General features: G+C 65.0%; 18 protein-coding genes and 2 tRNA genes. 8 read left to right on the top strand and 12 right to left on the bottom strand.

Annotated features, from left to right (window positions below; translation table 11 throughout):
* Positions 1–303: 303 nt before the first annotated feature.
* Positions 304–870 (bottom strand): hypothetical protein, encoded by a 567-nt coding sequence (locus ACFWCF_RS25010; RefSeq protein ID WP_378567462.1) that lies wholly within the window; start codon positions 868–870, stop codon positions 304–306.
* Positions 871–1023: 153 nt separating this feature from the next.
* Here ACFWCF_RS25010 and ACFWCF_RS25005 point away from each other — a divergent pair, with 153 nt between their 5' ends.
* Together ACFWCF_RS25005 and ACFWCF_RS25000 are read left to right on the top strand one after the other, a co-directional pair.
* On the top strand, positions 1024–2169 hold the full coding sequence (locus ACFWCF_RS25005; RefSeq protein ID WP_378489462.1) for a DNA cytosine methyltransferase: 1146 nt from the start codon (positions 1024–1026) through the stop codon (positions 2167–2169).
* 22 nt (positions 2170–2191) lie between these two features.
* Positions 2192–2605 (top strand): very short patch repair endonuclease, encoded by a 414-nt coding sequence (locus ACFWCF_RS25000; protein ID WP_378489449.1) that lies wholly within the window; start codon positions 2192–2194, stop codon positions 2603–2605.
* 34 nt (positions 2606–2639) lie between these two features.
* On the opposite strand, the gene ACFWCF_RS24995 is transcribed toward ACFWCF_RS25000, so the two are convergent.
* The gene (locus tag ACFWCF_RS24995) at positions 2640–3788 is read right to left on the bottom strand and encodes an acyl-CoA dehydrogenase family protein (protein WP_378567459.1); all 1149 of its coding nucleotides are present in this window, start codon (positions 3786–3788) and stop codon (positions 2640–2642) included.
* On the bottom strand, positions 3788–5020 hold the full coding sequence (locus ACFWCF_RS24990) for an acyl-CoA dehydrogenase family protein (RefSeq protein ID WP_378489447.1): 1233 nt from the start codon (positions 5018–5020) through the stop codon (positions 3788–3790). The genes ACFWCF_RS24995 and ACFWCF_RS24990 overlap by 1 nt, the downstream gene beginning before the upstream one ends.
* A 284-nt stretch (positions 5021–5304) precedes the next feature.
* Between ACFWCF_RS24990 and ACFWCF_RS24985 the strand changes: the two genes are divergently transcribed.
* Positions 5305–6201: a TIGR03619 family F420-dependent LLM class oxidoreductase gene (locus ACFWCF_RS24985; protein WP_378489446.1), complete on the top strand. Its 897-nt coding sequence runs from the start codon at positions 5305–5307 to the stop codon at positions 6199–6201.
* A 61-nt stretch (positions 6202–6262) separates the two neighbouring features.
* Here ACFWCF_RS24985 and ACFWCF_RS24980 read toward each other — a convergent pair.
* From ACFWCF_RS24980 to ACFWCF_RS24970, 3 genes are all read right to left on the bottom strand, one after another.
* Positions 6263–6335: transfer RNA gene (locus tag ACFWCF_RS24980), tRNA-Arg, on the bottom strand.
* Positions 6336–6377: 42 nt separating this feature from the next.
* A tRNA-Ser gene (locus tag ACFWCF_RS24975) sits at positions 6378–6469 on the bottom strand.
* Between the two features lie 76 nt (positions 6470–6545).
* Positions 6546–7292: a dienelactone hydrolase family protein gene (locus tag ACFWCF_RS24970; RefSeq protein WP_378489445.1), complete on the bottom strand. Its 747-nt coding sequence runs from the start codon at positions 7290–7292 to the stop codon at positions 6546–6548.
* Positions 7293–7318: 26 nt separating this feature from the next.
* Between ACFWCF_RS24970 and hisC the strand changes: the two genes are divergently transcribed.
* Positions 7319–8398 carry a histidinol-phosphate transaminase gene (hisC, locus tag ACFWCF_RS24965; protein ID WP_378567455.1) on the top strand — a complete coding sequence of 360 codons (1080 nt, stop codon included), beginning with the start codon at positions 7319–7321 and terminating at the stop codon, positions 8396–8398.
* A gap of 99 nt (positions 8399–8497) precedes the next feature.
* Positions 8498–10183 (top strand): bifunctional metallophosphatase/5'-nucleotidase, encoded by a 1686-nt coding sequence (locus ACFWCF_RS24960; protein ID WP_378567452.1) that lies wholly within the window; start codon positions 8498–8500, stop codon positions 10181–10183.
* A gap of 19 nt (positions 10184–10202) precedes the next feature.
* Here the strand turns inward: ACFWCF_RS24960 and ACFWCF_RS24955 are convergent, their stop codons facing one another.
* The 3 genes from ACFWCF_RS24955 to ACFWCF_RS24945 form a co-directional block, all read right to left on the bottom strand.
* Positions 10203–11174, bottom strand: coding sequence for an alpha/beta hydrolase (locus tag ACFWCF_RS24955; RefSeq protein ID WP_378489442.1), 972 nt, complete (start codon positions 11172–11174; stop codon positions 10203–10205).
* Between the two features lie 146 nt (positions 11175–11320).
* Positions 11321–11992, bottom strand: coding sequence for a response regulator (locus tag ACFWCF_RS24950; RefSeq protein ID WP_378489441.1), 672 nt, complete (start codon positions 11990–11992; stop codon positions 11321–11323).
* Complete coding sequence (locus ACFWCF_RS24945; RefSeq protein WP_378489440.1) at positions 11977–13311, bottom strand: sensor histidine kinase; 1335 nt, start codon at positions 13309–13311, stop codon at positions 11977–11979. Before ACFWCF_RS24945 ends, ACFWCF_RS24950 begins: the two co-directional genes overlap by 16 nt.
* 133 nt (positions 13312–13444) lie before the next feature.
* Between ACFWCF_RS24945 and ACFWCF_RS24940 the strand changes: the two genes are divergently transcribed.
* The 3 genes from ACFWCF_RS24940 to ACFWCF_RS24930 are packed head-to-tail and all read left to right on the top strand — an operon-like array spanning position 13445 to position 16498.
* Entirely contained in the window at positions 13445–14332 is an 888-nt protein-coding gene (locus ACFWCF_RS24940) for an ABC transporter ATP-binding protein (protein ID WP_378567449.1), read from the top strand.
* Entirely contained in the window at positions 14329–15867 is a 1539-nt protein-coding gene (locus tag ACFWCF_RS24935) for a hypothetical protein (RefSeq protein WP_378567446.1), read from the top strand. Before ACFWCF_RS24940 ends, ACFWCF_RS24935 begins: the two co-directional genes overlap by 4 nt.
* Positions 15854–16498, top strand: coding sequence for a hypothetical protein (locus ACFWCF_RS24930; RefSeq protein ID WP_378489437.1), 645 nt, complete (start codon positions 15854–15856; stop codon positions 16496–16498). The genes ACFWCF_RS24935 and ACFWCF_RS24930 overlap by 14 nt, the downstream gene beginning before the upstream one ends.
* On the opposite strand, the gene ACFWCF_RS24925 is transcribed toward ACFWCF_RS24930, so the two are convergent.
* Genes ACFWCF_RS24925 through ACFWCF_RS24915 form a run of 3 tightly spaced genes read right to left on the bottom strand, consistent with a single transcriptional unit; the run spans position 16499 to position 19781 of the window.
* A complete protein-coding gene (locus ACFWCF_RS24925) occupies positions 16499–17641 on the bottom strand; it encodes an LLM class flavin-dependent oxidoreductase (protein ID WP_378567443.1) in 1143 nt (380 codons plus the stop codon).
* Positions 17638–18408: a DUF1684 domain-containing protein gene (locus ACFWCF_RS24920; protein WP_378567440.1), complete on the bottom strand. Its 771-nt coding sequence runs from the start codon at positions 18406–18408 to the stop codon at positions 17638–17640. The genes ACFWCF_RS24925 and ACFWCF_RS24920 overlap by 4 nt, the downstream gene beginning before the upstream one ends.
* Positions 18405–19781: an NtaA/DmoA family FMN-dependent monooxygenase gene (locus ACFWCF_RS24915; RefSeq protein ID WP_378567437.1), complete on the bottom strand. Its 1377-nt coding sequence runs from the start codon at positions 19779–19781 to the stop codon at positions 18405–18407. Before ACFWCF_RS24915 ends, ACFWCF_RS24920 begins: the two co-directional genes overlap by 4 nt.
* Positions 19782–19783 lie beyond the last annotated feature (2 nt).

Genomic DNA, 19783 nt, shown 5'->3' with positions numbered 1-19783 from the left:
CATTCATCGGCACACTGTTGAGTTCTCAAAGAACACGCACACACCATCACCGACCGGATTTTCACATCCGGCCCGTTCCGGGGCAACTGTTCCAGCCTAGTTCGTTTCACTCACGGACGCAAATCCGTGTTCTGTTCGGAACCAGGGGCGGTGCGAAACCTTACCAGAAGGTTTCGTACCAGTGAAATTCAGGCGCCTGCGTCCAACCTCGTTTTCCCTGACCTTGCGGTCCGGGTCGGTGTCCGTGTCGCTCTGACCTGGATTAAGTTACGCGACGGTTCGCGGGAACACCAAATCGCCAGGTCAAAGGAGTTTTCTCCCGGAAGCGCAGCCGTCATCGGCACCGAATCGGCCGATGGTGGACCGCAGGTCGTCGTAGATACGGCCCACCACCGCTTCCACAGACCAGGACACGTCGAACACGGTCTCCGCGGCGAAAGGCAGCGGCTGGTGCTCTCGATACCAGGTGCGCATGTCCTTAGGACCGAACTCGGCCGCCTCCGGACGCGTGGCATGCCGGTCGAGGGTCTGCGCGAACGACAGGTCGAAGGCATAGAAGAAGGGCCGGTCGGTCGACGTCATGAGTCGCTCGAGCATCTCGCCGTACCGGTCGGTGTCGAGAATCCCCTCGATGATGGTCAGCCGCCCCCTCTTCATGCATTCCATCGCGATCATCTCGATGAGGTCGATGTTGAAACCTCCCGGCACATCGCGCTCACGCAGAATTGTGCGACGGACGTTGTCTTGGGCGACGACCGCGCACTCCGCCTTACCGAAGCGGTGCCGTAGCGCCTTGGTCACCGTGCTCTTACCCGACCCCGAAGCACCACGGATCACCACGAGTGGGGGTTCGGCGTGTTGTGCAACCACGGAATCACCGTAAGCGAAGGACATGAGCGCCGGGAGGGACTTCATCGCTGTACGGCACCGTGTTCATGCGTCGACTCACGGATCACTACAACTCTCGAGTAACGTTCTCCGTTGAGCCGATCGAGGAAGGGTGCCGTGACGTCGACGGGGAACATGGTCGGGTTGTTCGCCGGTATCGGCGGCCTCGAACTGGGGCTGGCGGAGCACGGCTGGAACACCCAACTTTTGTGCGAGGTGGACCCCGGAGCTCAAGCCGTCCTCGGTGCCCGGTTTCCCGAGATTCCTCTACATCCCGATGTGACACGCCTCCGCTCTCTCCCTCGGAACACAGAACTGGTCGCGGCCGGATTCCCCTGCCAAGACCTGTCCCAGGCCGGGCGGACGGCGGGCATCACCGGGTCGAAGTCGAGCCTCGTCGACGAGGTCTTCCGCCTCGTGAAGAGAAAGAACGGTCCCCGCTGGCTGGTCATCGAGAATGTGCCCTTCATGCTGCAGCTCGGACGAGGCGCTGCGATGCGACACATCACGGACGCGTTGGGTGAGCTCGGCTACGCGTGGGCCTACCGGGTCGTCGATGCTCGCGCCTTCGGTCTACCCCAGCGCCGTCAGCGCGTTCTGATGGTTGCCTCCCGTACCGACGACCCCCGCACCGTGCTGTTCGGCGAGGACGCCGGCATGCCCAGCGAAGGCAATCCCGACCTCTATCCATGCGGTTTCTACTGGACCGAGGGTGTTCGCGGCCTGGGCTGGGCGGTCAATGCAGTCCCCACGTTGAAGGGCGGCTCGACCCTGGGTATCGCGAGCCCTCCGGCGGTGCGGTTGCCGTCAGGAGAGATCGTCACCCCCGGGCTGATCGACTCCGAACGACTCCAGGGCTTCGATCCCGACTGGACGGCACCGGCCGTTCAGGCCGCAGGCGTCCGGCCCGGGCACCGGTGGCGGCTCGTCGGCAACGCAGTGAGCGTGCGGATGGCGTCGTGGGTGGGCCATCGGCTCAGCCACCAGGTCGAGTACTCCGCCGATCACGAGACGCCCATGGCACCGGGCGATTCCTGGCCGAGCGCGGCCTGGGGTGTGCAGGATAAGACGTTCCGCGTCCACGAATCGCTGTGGCCGGTCAACGCTCCGTACGAGGACCTGGGCGGATTCCTCGAAGAATCACGGTTGCTGTCGGCCAGAGCCACCGCAGGGTTCCTGCGCCGGGCACGCTCTGGCACGTTGCGTTTTCCTCCCGGATTCCTCGACGACGTGGAGAACCATCTCGACCGCATGGGCGGGTTCCCGATCGTCGCGGCATAGACAACGAGCACAGGGAATCCGTATGGCGTCGTCCGACCGACCCTCCACCGATCCGCGCACCCGCGCACGGATGAGCCGGCAGCGTCGGCGCGACACGGCACCCGAAATGGCCCTGCGCCGGGAACTGCATCGACGGGGGCTGCGGTTCTTTGTCGATCGCGCTCCGATTACCGGCATGCGACGACGTGCCGATCTGGTCTTCCCCCGGCGACGCGTCGCGGTCTATGTGGACGGATGCTTCTGGCATCGGTGTCCTCTGCACGCGACCGCACCGAAGAACAACGCACAGTGGTGGGACGAGAAACTGGCAGCGAATGTTCGACGCGACCGCGATACGGACGCGCGACTGACCGACGCCGGATGGACCGTCGTGCGGGTATGGGAACACGAAGACGCGACGACGGCGGCCGACCGCGTCCAACTTTTCCTCGAGTGAGGAAGCGCCGTCGCGGTCGGCCGCCGTTCCGTACCTATGCCCTGGTCAGTTCTGCGTATCGAGCGATGTGCTGTTCTGCGCTGCCGAACTCGTACTCGATAGCCGTCAAGCGCTTGAAGTAGTGCCCGACTGCGAGTTCCTCGGTCATGCCCATACCGCCGTGCAGCTGGACGGCGTTCTGGCCGATGAACCGGGCGGCGCGACTGATCGTCGCCTTCGCTGCCGAGACGGCACGTGCCCGGTCGGCGTCGTCGGAGTCGAGGTGCAGTACCGCCAGGTACACCGCGGAAACGGCCTGCTCGAGCTCCATGTACATGTCGACCATGCGGTGCTGGAGGACCTGGAAGCTACCGATGGCCTGGCCGAACTGCTGACGTTGTTTGCAGTACTCGACGGTGTCGGCGAGCACCTTGCGCATGAGCCCGACGGATTCGGACGCGACGGCGGTGATCGCCTCGTCGACCGTCCGGGAGATCGCACTCCAGGCCCGACCCTGCTCGCCCAGCAACGAATCGGCGGGCAACCGCAGTCCGGTGAACTCGAGATCGGCGGCACGCCGGTCGTCGATTGTCCGGTACGAGTGCACCTCGACTCCGGCGGGCGGGCTCGCTGCGTCGAAGTCCATCAGGAACAGCGAGATCCCGTCGGTGTCCAGGCGCCCGCCCTCGGTGCGTGCGGTGACGAGAAGATGTGTGGCCAGCGGTGCGCTCCCGGCGACGATCTTGGCGCCGTCGAGCACCCATTCGTCGCCGTCGCGTCGCGCGGTCGTGGTGACGTCGTGCAGCACGTATCCGGATGTCGGCTCGGTGGCAGCGAACGCGGTGACGGCTCGACCTTCCGCGATGGCCTCGAGGACGGACTTCGCGCGGTCGCCCCCTGCGCGGCCGAGAAGACCGCCCCCGAGAACCACCGTGTCGACGTACGGTTCGATGACGAGCACATGGCCGAGCGCTTCCGCGACCACCATGAGTTCGACGGGGCCGCCACCCATGCCGCCGACGTCTTCGGGGAGGGTCGCGCCGAGGATGCCGAGTTCGTCGGCGAATGCGCGCCACACTTCCGGTTGCCATCCCACACCTGTGGTCGCGGCCTTCCTGCTGCGGGCCAGGTCGTACCGGTTCGCAAGGAATTTGTCGACCGAATCACGAAGGAGCTCCTGCTCCTTGCTCAAACCGAAGTCCATCAGAGCCCCAATGCTGCTTTGGCGAGAATGTTTCGCTGAATTTCGTTGCTACCGGCGTAGATCGAGCCGGCGCGGTCGTTGAAGTAGCGCAGCGGTGCGACCGCCTGCCACTCCTCGCCGCTGAGGTAGTCGTCGCTCGGGGGCACGAAGTCTGCGACCGGACCGCCCGGCTTGGTCGCGTGCGGTTGGTAGACGCGGCCGCGGGGGCCTGCGGCTTCGAGCGTGAGCCGTGTGAGTGTCTGACTGAGCTCGGTGCCGAGCACCTTGAGCATCGACGACGCCGGCCCTGGGTCCTTGCCCGCCGCCAATGCGGCCAGCGTGCGGTATTCGAGAATCTCGAGGACTTCGGTGCGGATGCGCGCTTCGGCGAGTGCGGCGGAGAACGCCGGATCATCGATGAGTGTGCCTCCTGCCGGGCCTGGTTGTTCTGCTGCGGCGGTCGCGATCTTCTCGGCCATCACCTGCAGGGCCGGTGCCGCTGCTGCACCACCGCGTTCGAAGACGAGCAGGTACTTCGCGACGGACCACCCCCCGTCGATACTGCCGAGGACGTTGCTCTTGGGCACCCGAACCTCGTCGAAGAAGACCTGGTTCTGCACTTCTTCACCGGAGGTCATCACGAGCGGTCGGATCTCGATGCCCGGCGTCGTCATGTCGATGAGCACGAACGTGATTCCGTGCTGCTTCTTCTCGGACTTCGTCGTGCGTACGAGCGCGAACATCCAGTTCGCCTCGGTGGCGTGCGTCGTCCAGATCTTGCTGCCGGTCACGACGAGGTCGTCGCCGTCGTCGAGCGCCGCCATCGTGAGCGATGCCAGATCCGACCCGGACTCCGGTTCGGAGTAGCCCTGACAGAAGAACACCTCACCGGTGAGGATCCCGGGGAGGAAGAAGTCCTTCTGTTCCTGGGTTCCGTACGCGATGATCGCGTGCGCGACCATCCGGATGCCCATGGGCGACAGCGTCGGAGCGCCGGCGAGGACCGATTCGCGGCCGAAGATGTAGTGCTGGGTCTGCGTCCAATCACAGCCTCCGTGCTCGACGGGCCACGAGGGAGCGGCCCAACCACGTTCGTGCAGGATGCGCTGCCACTCCATGCTCGCATCGTGATCGGAGTACACGCTCGTCGCAAGCGTTCCTGCACGACGCAATTCGGGTGTCAGCCTATCGTCGAGAAACGAGCGGACCTCGTCTCTGAAGGCGGCTTCGGCCGCTGACCACGCAAGTTCCATGTTGTCTCCCAGCAGGGTCGCTCGCCGCAACCGCTTTGGTGCGAATCTCCGTTAACTTTTCAGGATGAAACGGAGGTTACTGGCGCGCGTACCCGAACGTCAACAGGAAATCTGTGAATGCAGAAACGGATGCGACCGACCGGATGGGCGCGACCCAGCGTTCACGTAACCTCCAGGCACCCCCGGGATGTAGAACTTCATTCTCAAATCCACCTATAGTGACTCTCATCACGGAGATTTCTCATCTTGCCAGGTGGACACATCCGACACAGGGAGCCGAGTACATGAAGTTCTGGAGCGGCACAGCGTTCATGAAGACCGCAGAAATGCCTGCGATCGCACGAATGCTCGACGAAGCGGGGTTCCACGGCATTCTGATCTCCGACCACCTCGTCTTCCCCAAGGAAATGAAAACGGTCTACCCGGGCCACGAGAGCGGAAAAATGTTCTGGCCTGCCGACACCGAATGGCCGGACGCCTGGGTCCTGGTCGGCGCCATGGCTGCCGTCACCGAGAACCTGCACTTCGGCAACAACGTCTACATCGCCCCCTCGCGCCCCATCATCGAGGTGGCAAAACAGATCGGCACCGCTGCGACGATCGCCGGCGGACGCGTCGCGATCGGGCTGTCCGCGGGGTGGATGCGCGAAGAATTCGAACTGCTCGGCCAGGACTTCGACAACCGGGGACCTCGACTCAACGAGATGATCCAGGCGCTACGCGAACTCTGGAAGGGCGGCTGGGTGTCGTGGAAGGGCGAGTACTACGACATTCCCGAGATGATGATCGAGCCCCATCCGCCGGAGCCGGTTCCGATCCTCTGCGGCGGCGAATCGAAGGCGGCCCTGCGACGTGCCGCGCGCTACTGCGACGGCTGGGTCGGCACCGCTTACACACTCGAAGACGCCGAGCAGTGGATCAACCGCATCAACGAACTCCGCCGCGAGTACGGCCGTGAGAACGAACCGTTCGATTTCATCATGGGGTTGCGCGACACCCCGTCCCTCGAGCTGTACAAGCAGGCCGAGAAGATCGGCGTCACGGGCGTCATGGTGTCGCCGTGGGCCAACTGGGAGCGCACGCACTCCGGCGACCAGGACCATCTACGCGGGACCGCCGAGCACTACCGTGCGTCGATCGAGGATTTCGCGGAGAAGATTGTTTCCGAGTTCACGAAGTAGGCACCACAGCTTGCAACATGAAGATCCCCTCGCCGCGAATGCGACGAGGGGATCTTCTGTGTGCGCCCGAAGGGATTCGAACCCCTAACCTTCTGATCCGTAGTCAGATGCTCTATCCGTTGAGCTACGGGCGCATAGGTATTCAGTTTTCTGTCGACGGTGACGCTACACCATCGTGGCGGAGGCGAGAGGATTTGAACCTCCGGTCCCCTGTAAGGGGGACAACTCATTAGCAGTGAGTCCCATTCGGCCGCTCTGGCACGCCTCCTTGCGGGGTTTCGATTCTCTCGAACCGCCGGGGCAAAACATTACACAACCCCGCCACAGAAAAGCAAAACACCTGGTCAACGCAGGTTACTGTCGAACCAATCGAAGATTCTTCGCCTCGCGTCGACGATCGCAGCCTCCCGCGGGTCTTCATCCGGGTCGACGGCCGAGTGCGTCGCCGGCGGTTCGTCGGGACGATGCTCGAGGCCGTCGTAGGTCACGACGAGGGTCGGCGCATCCGACTTGGCCGCGGAGTCGCTCAGTTGCTCGATGTCCTGCCGGGGAGTGGTCGGGTCGTCGATGCCGTACAGGCCCAACCACGGCGCGCGCAGCGACCGCACCAGATCGACGAGCGGCGGGACGACGGGCCGCAGCGACTCGATGATGCCCGGCGCCGCGACACTCACAACCGCGCCGACGGGACGCGTGGTCCCGACCCACATCGCCGCGGTACCTGCCTCGTCGAAGCCGATGAGGCCGACCACGTCCATTCCGATGCCTGCGTTCTCGATCCACGCGAACGTGGCGTCGGCGTTCACGCGGGCCGCCTCTGCGAACAGGGCTGCCTCATCCGATCCCGGACCCCGACTGTGGAGGTCGGGCGCCACGATCAACCAGCGTTCGTCGGCCAACGCCTGCATGAACTCGAGGAGCGTGGGCGAGAACACGCGTGCGCGGTGCAGCAGGACGATGCACCCGCGGGGACTGACATCCGGACGGACCACGGTAAGCGGCAGCTCACCCGCACCCCCCACCAACGGCGCAGCAACCTTGCTGATTTCCGGCATGGTCTCCACCATGGCACGACCATCGGAGTCGCGCATGCAAACTTCGGGAGCATAATCGGTTGGTGACTCCGCGTACTCGCCCCGACCTTGCATCGATCCCCGCCTACGTTCCCGGACGCACTGTTCCGAACGCGGTCAAACTCGCCAGCAACGAGACGACGCTCGGTCCCCTCCCCAGCGTTCGCGACGCGATCCTCGAGGCAGCAGCGACCGTCAACCGGTATCCCGACAACGGCTCCGCATCGCTGATCGCCGCGCTGGCGGCACGTCTCGATGTGCCTGCTGACCGCATCGCTGCGGGATGCGGATCGGTCAGTCTGTGCCAGGAACTCGTGCAGATCACCTGCAATGCGGGCGACGAGGTCATCTATTCGTGGCGGTCGTTCGAGGCGTATCCCGTGGTCTGTGCGGTTGCGGGCGCCACTGCGGTGCCTGTGCCGAACACCCCCGATCACGGCCACGACCTGAAGGCCGTGGTCGCCGCGATCACCGACCGCACCCGACTGATCTTCGTGTGCAACCCGAACAACCCGACGGGCTCATGCCTCAGCAAGGACGAGCTCGAACAGTTCCTCGACGCCGTCCCGGAAAACATCGTCGTCGCCCTCGACGAGGCGTATTTCGAGTACATGCGCAACGTCCCCGGAGAAGCCCTACCGGACGGAATGGCGCTCGCGGCCGGTCGCAGCAACGTCGTGGTGCTCCGGACCTTCTCGAAGGCCTACGGCCTCGCAGGTCTGCGGGTCGGCTATGCCGTCGCCGACCCGGACATCATCGTCGCGATGAGCAAGGTGCACACGACGTTCTCGGTGAACGCGCTCGCACAGAAAGCCGCGATCGCGTCGCTCGAGGCCGCGGGCGAACTGCTCGCACGCACCGACGGTGTCGTCGCCGAACGTGAACGTGTGCGTGGCGCACTGATGGAAGCCGGCTACCCGGTGCCGCAGAGCGAAGCGAACTTCCTGTGGCTTCCCCTGGGCGACACATCGGCAGATTTCACGGCCGCCGCCGCCGAGGCCGGTGTGATCCTGCGCAACTTCACGGGGGAAGGAACCCGCGTCTCGATCGGCGATCCACACGAGAACGACCTGTTCCTGACCTATGCGACCGGTGCCGGTCGGGAGATCGCGGGCGTCGCATGAACATCGCGAGACTCAACCGTTATCGCCGGGTATCGGGCACGTTATCCGGTGCTGTCAGACTCGACCGGTTGAGCTGACCGGACGAATACGGGGGAACGGATGGGTGGATACGCGGCACTGCGTCGTGCCCTGTCCGCCATCGCGACGGTCGCCGTGGTTGCCGCTACCGCCATCGGACAGGCCGGAGCACTACCTCCCGACACGGTCCCGCTACGTCTGATCACTTTCGGTGACCTCCACGGCAACCTACTGCCACCACAAGAGCCGCGCAGCGAGGTGGTCCGCTCCGACGGCCAGTCCGTTCCTGCAGGCGGCGCCGCCTATCTCGCGGCGTACGTCGAGCAACTCCGCGGACAGGCCGACGACTCGCTGCTGTATGCAGTGGGTGACTCGTGGGGATCGTCGCCGATCGAATCGGCGATGTTCCATGACGAACCGACCATCGAGTTCCTCGGCGATCTCGATGTGACGGCCGCAGCGCTCGGCAACCACGAGTTCGACAACGGATTCGCGGAGCTGCAGCGACTGCGCGACGGTGGATGTCATCCCGAAGACGGCTGTCGGTTCACCGAGTCGTACGAAGGCGCGAAATTCCCCTTCCTCGGGGCCAACGTCACGAACGTCGACGGCGCGCCTGCGGCACTGCCCTTCGATATCAGCTATGTCGACGGAATCCCCGTCGGCGCGATCGGCGTCCTGCCCCGCAACACCCCCGAATACATTCGCAGCGACGCGATCGAGGATCTCCACTTCGGCGACGAAATCGAGGCGGTGAACCGCACTGCCGACGCCCTCGATGCGCTCGGGGTCCGCTCCATCATCCTGCTGTACAAGGGTGACATCGCCGCCGGAAACGGAACCGATCCGTGCAGTCTCGACAGCGGTCGCGCCAAAGAGGTCACCACCACCGTCTCCCCGCTCGTCGATCTCATCGTCACGTCCGACGGTGACGGGCAGTTCAACTGCAGCTACCCCGACCCTGCAGGAAGACAGCGCACGGTCCTGCAGGGCGCCTCGCACGGGCGGATCCTCTCTGTCGCCGATCTCACGATCGACCGGGCGACCCGCGACGTCGTGCGCGACCGGACTGTCTCGTTCAACCAGGTGATCACCCACGACATCACACCGGATCCGCGCACTGAGGAATTCGTGGCCCGGGTCGCCGACAGGTCCTCCGACACGGCCGCGCAGGAGGTCGGGCGCATCGCAGCCGACATCACCCGCGACCAGTCCCCCAGCGGCGAATCGTCGCTCGGAAATCTCGTCGCCGACGCCCAGCTTGCCGCGACCGCACCGCTCGGAGCGCAGATCGCCTTGACCAATCCGGGTGGGCTCCGCGGCGACCTGCACTTCGACGACAGCGGTGTCGTCACCTACGGCGAGGCCTACGGAGTACAGCCGTTCGGAAATCTCCTCCAGATACTCGAACTGACCGGTGCTCAGGTCACAGCTGTGCTCGAACAGCAGTTCCAGACGGACGCCGCCGGAGCCGCCCACGAACGGATCCTGGCGCCGTCGCACAATCTGCACTACACCCTCGACCGGCTCGCACCCGCCGGGCATCGGATCCGCGACATCACCCTCTCAGGTGCACCACTCGATCCCGAAACCACCTATTCCGTCGCCGTCAACGACTATCTCGCCGGCGGCAGCGACGGATTCACCGTGTTCACCGAAGCGCGATCACGCGTCGGAGCCGGCGAGGAACTCGCTGCCCTGACCACGTTCCTGTCGCGCCCGACGCCGACCCGGCCGCCGGCAACCGACCGCATACGCGTGCACTGAGATCAGTCCGCTCCGATGGTCAGAGCCCGAGCGCATCTTCCAACGTGGGCCATGCCGTCTTGATGTCGTCCTGCCAGTACCCCCACGAGTGTGTCCCCCACGGGCGATACACGACGGTCGCAGGAATATGCAGATCGCGGAGTCTGCGATCGAACGTGAGGGTGCAGACGAAGGCACCCATCTCGAGGGGGACGCCCGTCGACATCGGTTCGTCGACCGACGCGAAATCATGGGGACCCAGCAGACCATTGCCGGTACTGATGAAGACTTCCTTGCCGCGCAGCTGATCGGCATGCACGTACGGGTCGTGCGCAGCCCAGTCAGGATCGTCCGGCGGACCCCACATGTTGTCGGGGTTGCCTCCCTTGTAGACGACCGTGGCACGGACCGAGTTGCGGGTCGAGTCCTGTTGCGTGTCGAGGCAACCGCTCAACGCGGCGACGCCCTCGTACAGCTCCGGGTTGCGGGTTATCAACATCATCGCTGCGGTCGCGCCCATCGACAGCCCGGCAACCGCATTGGTCCCGTTGCCGTTGAACCGCGCGTCGATGATCGGCGGGAGTTCCTCGGTGAGGAACGTTTCCCACTGGTTGACTCCGAGAATCGGGTCCGGATGCTGCCAGTCCGTGTAGTAGCTGGCGGTTCCGCCCACGGGAAGCACCACGTTCACGTTCTTGTCCGCAACAAAGTCGACGATGTCGGTCTCCTGCGTCCATGTGCTTTCGCGGTACTCGGATTCGGCACCCGCGCTGACGCCGTCGAGGAGGTACAGCGTCGGGCGCGGTCCGTCCCACGCGGGGTGCAACACCTGAACCTGGATGACTTTGCCCATCGAAGGCGAGAAGACGAACAGCGCCGTGCGAGTGTCGGTGATGCTCTCGACACGATCGATCACCGCAGTCTGCGGCGATGGTTGCGCATGTCCGACCGCAGGGCCGGACAGTGGTAGCAGCAACGCCGCGGCAAATGCAGCGATGGTCCTCTTGTGCATACAGCTCCTCGTCCCCCCGACGACCGGAGTTCGATCTCAACCCGTCCGGCACGCCCGGGTCAAGTCAACTGGAAGCGACCCTAGTAGTAGGCGCCGCGCACTGTGCGAATTCTTTCCATTTCGGATGATTCGGGCGTCGAAAATGCTCAGCAGGGCTCATCCCGACGCAGGTACGCGAGCACCGCCAGTACGCGACGATTCGTGTCGTCGGTCGGGGGCAGCACCAATTTGCTGAAGATGTTGCCGACGTGCTTACCGACGGCCGATTCCGTGATGAACAGCTGAGCGGCGATCGCAGCGTTCGAATGCCCTTCTGCAATCGAGGCGAGCACCTCGCGTTCACGCGGCGACAACTGCGCCAACGGATCCCGCCGACGACGGAACAATTGCTGCACGACCATGGGATCGATCACAGTGCCACCGGCCACCACCTGACGCAGCGTGGAGACGAATTCCTCGACATCGACGACGCGGTCCTTCAACAGATAACCCACCCGCCCCACGTCTGCCCCCAGAAGTTCGTCGGCGTAGCTCAATTCGACGTACTGACTCAGCGCGACCACGGCGAGTCCTGGGTAGCTGCGCCGCAATTCCACTGCCGCACGCAACCCTTCGTCGGTGAACCCTGGCGGCATCCGCACATCGGTCACGACCAACTCCGGACGGTGCTCGGCGACAGCCGATTCCAGTGCAACTGCATCAGGAACCGAGGCCACGACGTCGAAGCCGAATCGTTCGAGCATCGCGGCGAGGCTTTCGCGCAGCAGCGCACCGTCGTCTGCAAGGACCACGCGGACGGCGCTCAATTCTCGATCCACGGCAACTCCACACGGACGACGGTGGGCCCGCCGAGCGGGCTGGACAAGAGCATTCTGCCGTCGATCACGGCGACCCGGTCGGCCAGGCCGGTCAGACCGCTCCCCTGCTCCGGATCCGCACCGCCGCAGCCATCGTCCACGACCTCGACGACCAGCAGATCCCCCTCGCGTCGGGCGGTCACGTCGACTGCCGTCGCACCCGCGTGTTTGGCGATGTTGTTGAGCGCTTCGACCACCACGAAATAGGCTGCGACCTCGACGTCCGGAGACGGGCGCTGTGGAATATCCGCAGTGACTGTGACCGGCACCGCGAAGTCCTCTGTCAACTCACGTAGGGCATCGGGTAGGCCGCGGTCGGTGAGCACCCTGGGGTGGATTCCCCGGATGAGTTGCCGCAGTTCCGCCATCAAATCCTTGGCCTGGTCATGTGCCTGCGACACACTTTTCGCGGCGGCGGAATCCGGGGGGAGGTCGAGCTTGGCCATGCCCAACTGCAGAGTGAGATTGACGAGCAACGACTGCGCGCCGTCGTGCAGATCGCGCTCGATTCGGCGGCGTTCCGCCTCGAACGCATCGACCAGTCGGGCTCGGGACCGTGAGACCTCGACCAGCCGAGCGTGAATCGTGTCCGCATCGTCGCCGCACAACAACGATCGGGCGAGCGCACCGTGTAAGCCCGCGAGCAGGGCAAGGACATACGGGATCGTCGGCAGCAGAAGCACACCGACGATCGCGTAAGGGACCGCCTGATCGACAGAGGTGATCTGGCTGAAGCCGAGTGCCACTGCCTCGTCGCCGTCGCCCACCACCAGAGGGCCGACCACCATCACCACGATGAGCCCGACGAGCACCACGCCCAGGAACAGCAACCCTGGGACCAGGGTGAGCAGCAGCAATGTATAGCCGAGTTCCCTCCACGTCGCAGCCTCGGTGTAGCGGGTGTGCACCCACGGCCACAGACCCGCAGTGGGAGGACGGCGGTGAGCCGAGAGCGCCCGGTCGCTGCTCACCAGACGCAGCCGCGTTCGCTCCAGAGTCGCCAGCGGTATCGCCACCAGCGGCCCGAGCCCGAACACCAGCACCGCGCCGAGGACACCGAGGAACAGCACTCTGCCGAGCGGTTGTGGATACATGCCGTCGCCTGCCCACACGACCAGGACGAGCCACGGAACGCACAAGGCTGCGAACGGGAGCGCCACCGCTCCCACGATCGGGACGGTGGTCAGCAAGTATCCCAGCGACCGCCACACCCATCCCGTCAGAAGGAAGCGCCGCCGTGTGATGGCGGTGAGCACCGTGGTCGGTTCATCGGAGGACACCCGAGTGAGCTTATCGACGCGGCCGTGGTCCGAGGATGAGGCGAGGTGCAGCCGAAAGGTGGTGCTGGCACCACCTTCGATTCGCCGCGTGGACCCCGTGACCGCACCGCCTGCCGAATGGTCGGCTGTAGTCATGCAACTGGAGCTGAGCAATGTCACCAAGACCTATCGAGGCAAACAGGCCGTCACCGACGTCAGCATGCGGATCGGGCCCGGAGTCCTCGGCCTCCTCGGCCCCAACGGAGCCGGCAAGTCATCATTGATGCGGATCCTCTCCACGATCACCCGACCGACCGCAGGCACGGTCACGTGGAACGGTACCGACATCGTCGCTCGACCGGAGCCCCTTCGGCGCGTCCTCGGCTACCTCCCACAGGATTTCGGGGTCTATCCGAATCTCACCGCCGGCGAGTTCCTGCGATATCTCGCCGCCGTCAAAGGCCTGAGCACGCGGTCGGCCCGGGCGCGGGTCGACGAACTGCTCGAACTCGTCAACCTGACCGACACGGGCTCGCGGCCGGTGGGCAAGTTCTCCGGTGGCATGCGCCAACGCGTCGGGATCGCACAGGCGCTTCTGGGCGACCCCGAGCTTCTCGTCGTCGACGAACCCACGGTCGGGCTGGACCCCGAGGAACGCATGCGGTTCCGCAACCTGCTCGGGGATCTGGCGACCGACCGGATCGTCATCCTGTCGACCCACATCGTGTCGGACATCGAAGCGATCGCCGACGACATCGCGATCCTCACCGCCGGGGAGTTGCGTCGGCGCGGCACGCCCGAAAATCTCCTTCGTTCCGCGGACGGTCTGGTGTGGGAAGCGACCGTGCCCATCGATGCCGTGTCCGATATCCGGCAACGAGCGACGATCACCCGCACAGTCCGAACATCACACGGCGTGCGTGTCCGTGCGGTCGCGCAGACGCCCCCGGTTCCGGGGGCTCGCCCTGTCGAACCCGACCTCGAAGACGCGTACGTCAGTGCGGTCCATACTCCGATCACACCTGCCGGGGTGACCCGATGACGAGCGTCGTTGCTGCCGTCGCGATGGCAGATTTCCGGGATCGTTCTCGGCGTCCCGCGTTCTTGGTGACGGTGCTCGGCGCCGTCGCGCTCGGGTATGTTGCAGTCCCGCCCGCCTCCGCGACGTACGCGATGGTCAAGGTCGGATCGTTCCGGGGAGTGTACGACAGCGCGTACATCGGCATGATGCTCGCAATGATCGGTAGTCTGTGGCTGCCGCTGTTCGGATTCTACGTCGTCCGCAGCAGCATCGCGCGCGACATCTCCACCGGCGTAGGCGAAACGCTTTCCGCATCCCCGCTGCGTACGTCGATGTATCTGCTGGGCAAGTACCTCAGCAACCTGCTGGTGCTGGCAGCAATGGCTGCCGCACTCGCCCTGATCGCACCCGTGATGCAGCTTCTCCGCGGGGAATCCACGAGCCTCGACATGACGGCGCTCTGGCTTCCGCTCGTGCTGTTCTGTCTTCCGGTCCTGACCGTGGCCGCGGCGGCCGCCGTTGTGTTCGAGACGATCCCACTCTTGCGCGGTGGTTCGGGAAATATCCTGTGGTTCTTCGTATATCCGTCGATGTTCCTTGCCGGACTTCCGCTGATCTACGGCACGACCACCGCGGGGTTCCAGGCCGACCTGGCGGCACAGCACCCTGGTATGGACGACGAGATCTCGATCGGGCTCACCGAAGAACCCAGTGCGCTCGGCCAGTTCACCTGGTCCGGAATGGACATCGACGCGACTCTCATCGCCGCGAGCGCAGGATTGATCGTGGCCTCGATGCTCGTCGCCGTCCTACCTACCTTTTGGTTCGGTCGGTTCGATCCGTCACGGCACCAACACCTTCCCTCGAATTCGTCTGTCGGATCTGCAGTCGAGCCTCCCGTTGCACCGGCGTTCTCACAGGGTCCGCGAACACTGTCCCCGGCCGAGTGTGGACACGCGTTCCTGGGGTTGCTGATCGGCGAGGTACGCATTCACCTCGGAAGCGTGTCGCGGTGGTGGTGGCTCACGCTTGCGATCGTGACGGTCGCAGCCCTCGCGGTTCCCGCTGACCGCGTCGGCACCGCACTACTCTTCGCGTGGTTGCTGCCGCTGTTGCTGTGGTCGCGTCTCGGCACGCTCACCTACGAACAGGGCGTCGACCCCCTTGTGGAGTGCGGTGTCTCGCCGCGCATCCGTCTCATCGCCGAGTGGGGCGCGGGGGTGCTCATTGCGGCCGTCGCCGGTGTGGGCCCGCTGGTGAAGATGCTCCTTGCACTGGACTCGACCGGCGTAGCCGCGTGGGTTGCGGGTGCCGCGTTGATCCCTGCCCTTGCGCTGTTGATCGGGTCGATCGGACGGGGCGCACGTGTATTCCAGGCGGTCTACCTGGTGATCTGGTACGCCGTTCTCAACGGGGTCACGTCCGTCGACGTCATGGGCGTGCTCCGCACCGACGGGTCGCTCAGCGGCCCGTCTCCCCTGTTCTCCCTCGGCATCAGCGCTGTGTTGATCGCCGCCTCCCTACTCGTACTGGAGATTCGTCATGCCCGTCGTTGAAAACCTACCTAGGAAATCCCTTCTCTCTGCCGGTGTTGCGGCACTGACACTCTCGACTCTCGTACTCACCGGATGCACCGCCGGTTCCACGAGCCAGGAACAGCGGAGCGACAACTACAGCGGCGCGATCACCTCCGTCACACTCGATCTCGATGATGCGGGTGCGAAACAACTCGGTGTCACCACCGCGTCGCTGAGCGCACAGGTGATCGGCTCCGACCGCGGCGACATCGAGATCCGACGCACCTTGGAGTTCACCGACGGCGACAAGCCCGAGGAGAGCATCGACACCGACGCGACCGGCCTGACGATCAGCGCGCGGTGCCCCGACAGGTTCGCCGTGGGCAGCCCCACCTGCGTCGCCCGATACGAGATCTTCGTACCTTACGGCACTGTGGTCCAAGGAAATTCGAAGTTCGGAGATCTGACGGTGACCGACACCCGTGCCGCAGTCGACCTGAACTCCCGCTACGGTGACGTCGCGTTGGTCGTGGGTCCGGGCAGTTACGCGGTCGACGCCGTGTCCGCAACGGGGGCGAGCACCGTCGAGGTGCCGCAGGATCCTGCCGGGATTCCTGCGCGGCTGCGATCCGGGGACGGGTCGGTCTCTGCGACGACCTCGATCGGATAGCTACTGCGGCGTGACGATCCCCCACTCGTGTGCCAGCAGCTCGTACGAACGGATCCGATCGTCGTGCTCGTGTGTCACCGAGGTGATCACCAGTTCGTCGGCGCCGGTCACTCGTCGCAACGTCTCGAGGCGTTCCGCGACGGCGCTCGGGGACCCGACGAACTGGGTGATCAACCGATCGTCGACGAGCTCGCGTTCGCGGTCGGTCAGAGGTGGCGACGTCTTCGGATCGGGATACGAAATTGCACCGTGTCCGGACCGGATGCTGTGCGTCCAACGACCGTAGGTCGATGCGAGTTCCCGTGCGGTCGCATCGTCTTCGGCCACCACCGCATCCGCGGACACGACGACGTACGGCTCCGCCAGGATCCGAGACGGACGGAACGCCGCACGGTAGGCATCGACGGCCTCGACCGTCGTACCTGGGCTGACATGGTAGTTCGCGCCGAACGGCAGTCCGAATCTTCCTGCCAGATCCGCGGATGGCCCAGCGCTCGAACCGAACACCCACAATTCCACATCGGCGTCCTCACCGGGGCTCGCGTGAAGGGCCGTTCCGTCCGCGGATTTGTAGTTGCCGTCGAGGAGGGCGCGGATGTCTTCGACCTGGTGCGCGAAGTTCGGGGCGTCGGCACCCGGTTGCTGCAGCACCGCCAGGCTCGACGCCAGCCGCGACGACGTGAGCAGCTTCGCTGTCGGGAACGGAGCGGGGATGACGAGACCGTCCCGGATCTCGATGGCTCGTGGCGCCGGCTCGTCTCCCTGCGAGTCGGCGGCTTTCAGCGCTTCGGCCCGCCTCTGCCCCGATCGTCCCAGACCGAGGTCGATCCTCCCCGGGTACAGCGCGTCGAGAGTGCCGAACGCTTCGACGACGGCGATCGCGGTGTTGTGACCGAGCTGCACCGCCGCAGCACCGACCCGAATCGTGTCGGTGGCGGCGGCGATCGCTCCGATCAGCAAAGCGGGCGACGACGACGCGACAGCGACGAAATGATGCTCCGCGACCCAGTAGCGCTTGTACCCGAAGTGTTCGGCACGCCGTGCAAGGTCCAGGGTGTTGTGCAGCGCCGCAGGCGCGTTCGACCCCTCGCTGATCGGTGACAGATCGAGAACCGACAGCGGAGTCGGATCCGACGGACTCATGCGCCCGAGTCCCTTCCGTGGGGAGTGCGCTCGCCGGCTTCCACAGCGAACGGCAGGCGATTCTCCGACGGTGCGATCGGGCAGGTCGCGGCATCGGTGAACGCGCACGGAAGGTTCGAGGCACGGTTTAAATCGAGGGTGACCACCCCGCGCTCGACCGCGCCGACCTGCAGGATTCGTGCGGCGGGATACGTCGTGACACCACTCGTGGCGTCCGTGAACAGGATGCGCAGCGATGCCTCCGAATCGCCGAACGCAACGAGTTCGTATTCGGCACCATCGTGCACGAAGCGGATCAGACCGAGCGCACGGTGGTGGTGTTCGAGTCCGTCCACCACGGCGCCCGTGGTGACGGTGCGCGGCGGGTCGAACGGCGTGAACTCCCCGGTGATCACCCATGCTGGGTCGGGTTCATATGTCGGAATCCCCGTGAAGGACGTGAGTGCCTGCGCGGTCCGGTCGTGGATTCGAAGCGCGAACCGTCCTGTTCGCTGGATGATCTCGATATGTCCGCGATCGAACTCCACCTCGACCCCGGGTGCACCCTCGACCGGATGGTATTCGGTGCTCTCACCGCCGAGTTCCCGAACCACTGCGTCACCGTCGACCCACCAGGAACCGGGAACGTCTCCGTAGTCGGCGGCGGTGTCGTCGAGCCAGTACAGCGCGGTCAGGCTCAGCCAGCCGAGCGGCTGCCGCAACGACTCCTCTCGCTCGGAGTGCCACTGCTGCCACTCCGCGATGAACCGATCGAGTGTGGTGGTCATGATGCGCGGACTCCTTCGCTCGTGCTGTGCGGGTGACGCAGCCCGAGATGGCTACGCAGGGTTGTACCCTCGTATTCGGTGCGGAAGCTGCCGCGTTCCTGCAGCAGCGGCACCACCTTGTCGACGAACTCGTCGAGACCACCGGGGGTCAGGTGGGGAACCAGGATGAAGCCGTCGCTGGCGTCGGTCTGCACGTACTCGTCGATCTCGGCGGCAACGTCCGCGGGAGTACCGATGAACTGCTGCCTGGCGGTGACCTCGATGATCAGTTCACGAATGCTCAGGTTCTCTGCCACCGCTTTCGCGCGCCACTCCTTCGCGACAGCAAGTGGATCCTTCGCGTGCCGGACCCGCCCGCGAGTGATGTTCACATTGTCCTCGGGTTCGATGTCCGGTAGCGGACCGTCGGGGTCGTACGTAGACAGATCCTTGCCCCACACCTGTTCGAGGAACGCGATCGCCGTCCGAGGACCGACCTGCTGCAGGCGGATACGCCGTGCGTTCTCGTGGGCTTCCTCGCGAGTGTCGCCGAGCACGAACGTGGCGGCGGGAAGGATCTTCAGGTCGTTGTAGGTGCGTCCGTATTTCGCGAGTCGGCTCTTCACGTCGGTGTAGAAGGCACGCCCTTCCTCGAGGGTGCCGTGCCTGCTGAAGATGGCGTCCGCCTTCGCGGCTCCGAATTCCCGGCCCTCGTCCGAGTCGCCGGCCTGGAGTAACACAGGGTGCCCTTGCGGGCTCCGCGGCACTTCGAAGCGGCCGTCGATGTCGAACTGGGTGGTGTGGATATCGAACGGCGCAATGTCGGTGTCTGTGGCGAAGGTTCCCTTCTGCCGGTCGATTGCCGGTGCTCCCGCACGCCAGCTGTCCCAGAGTTGCCGGACGACGTCGACGACCTCCTCGGCCCGCACGTACCGCTGCGAATGCTCGAGGAATCCCCCGCGCCGGAAGTTCTCACCGGTGAACGCGTCCGACGAGGTCACCAGGTTCCAGGCTGCCCGGCCGTCGGAGAGGTGGTCGAGTGTCGCGAACTGTTTGGCCAGTTCGTACGGTTCGTTGAATGTGGTGTTGATCGTGCCGGCCAGCCCGAGGTGGGTGGTGGCTCCGGCGAGAGCCTCGAGCACAGTGAGGGTGTCGGGACGACCGACGACGTCGAGATCATGTATACGGCCGCGGTGTTCACGCAGACGCAATCCCTCGGCCAGGAAGAAGAAGTCGAACTTGCCGCGCTCCGCCGTCTCGGCGAGGTGCACGAACGACGAGAAATCGACCTGACTCCTGGATTCAGGGTCGGCCCAGACGGTGGTGTTGTTGACCCCCGGGAAATGGGCGGCCAGATGGATCTGCTTGCGGATTTCGTTTCCGGACAAGGTCATCG

This window comes from Rhodococcus sp. NPDC060090 (assembly GCF_042729855.1).
GTDB lineage: Bacteria > Actinomycetota > Actinomycetes > Mycobacteriales > Mycobacteriaceae > Rhodococcus.
The sequence above is the reverse complement of the archived record's forward strand: the minus strand, read 5'-3'. Positions and strand labels throughout refer to the sequence as shown.

What these genes read in the sequence shown, in the direction of transcription:
- ACFWCF_RS25005 (WP_378489462.1), top strand. Translation starts at nt 1,024, where the DNA reads ATGGTCGGGTTGTTCGCCGGTATCGGCGGCCTCGAACTGGGGCTGGCG.
- ACFWCF_RS25000 (WP_378489449.1), top strand. Translation starts at nt 2,192, where the DNA reads ATGGCGTCGTCCGACCGACCCTCCACCGATCCGCGCACCCGCGCACGG.
- ACFWCF_RS24995 (WP_378567459.1), bottom strand. Translation starts at nt 3,788, where the DNA reads ATGGACTTCGGTTTGAGCAAGGAGCAGGAGCTCCTTCGTGATTCGGTC.
- ACFWCF_RS24990 (WP_378489447.1), bottom strand. Translation starts at nt 5,020, where the DNA reads ATGGAACTTGCGTGGTCAGCGGCCGAAGCCGCCTTCAGAGACGAGGTC.
- ACFWCF_RS24985 (WP_378489446.1), top strand. Translation starts at nt 5,305, where the DNA reads ATGAAGTTCTGGAGCGGCACAGCGTTCATGAAGACCGCAGAAATGCCT.
- ACFWCF_RS24970 (WP_378489445.1), bottom strand. Translation starts at nt 7,292, where the DNA reads ATGCGCGACTCCGATGGTCGTGCCATGGTGGAGACCATGCCGGAAATC.
- ACFWCF_RS24960 (WP_378567452.1), top strand. Translation starts at nt 8,498, where the DNA reads ATGGGTGGATACGCGGCACTGCGTCGTGCCCTGTCCGCCATCGCGACG.
- ACFWCF_RS24955 (WP_378489442.1), bottom strand. Translation starts at nt 11,174, where the DNA reads ATGCACAAGAGGACCATCGCTGCATTTGCCGCGGCGTTGCTGCTACCA.
- ACFWCF_RS24940 (WP_378567449.1), top strand. Translation starts at nt 13,445, where the DNA reads ATGCAACTGGAGCTGAGCAATGTCACCAAGACCTATCGAGGCAAACAG.
- ACFWCF_RS24935 (WP_378567446.1), top strand. Translation starts at nt 14,329, where the DNA reads ATGACGAGCGTCGTTGCTGCCGTCGCGATGGCAGATTTCCGGGATCGT.
- ACFWCF_RS24930 (WP_378489437.1), top strand. Translation starts at nt 15,854, where the DNA reads ATGCCCGTCGTTGAAAACCTACCTAGGAAATCCCTTCTCTCTGCCGGT.
- ACFWCF_RS24925 (WP_378567443.1), bottom strand. Translation starts at nt 17,641, where the DNA reads ATGAGTCCGTCGGATCCGACTCCGCTGTCGGTTCTCGATCTGTCACCG.
- ACFWCF_RS24920 (WP_378567440.1), bottom strand. Translation starts at nt 18,408, where the DNA reads ATGACCACCACACTCGATCGGTTCATCGCGGAGTGGCAGCAGTGGCAC.
- ACFWCF_RS24915 (WP_378567437.1), bottom strand. Translation starts at nt 19,781, where the DNA reads ATGACCTTGTCCGGAAACGAAATCCGCAAGCAGATCCATCTGGCCGCC.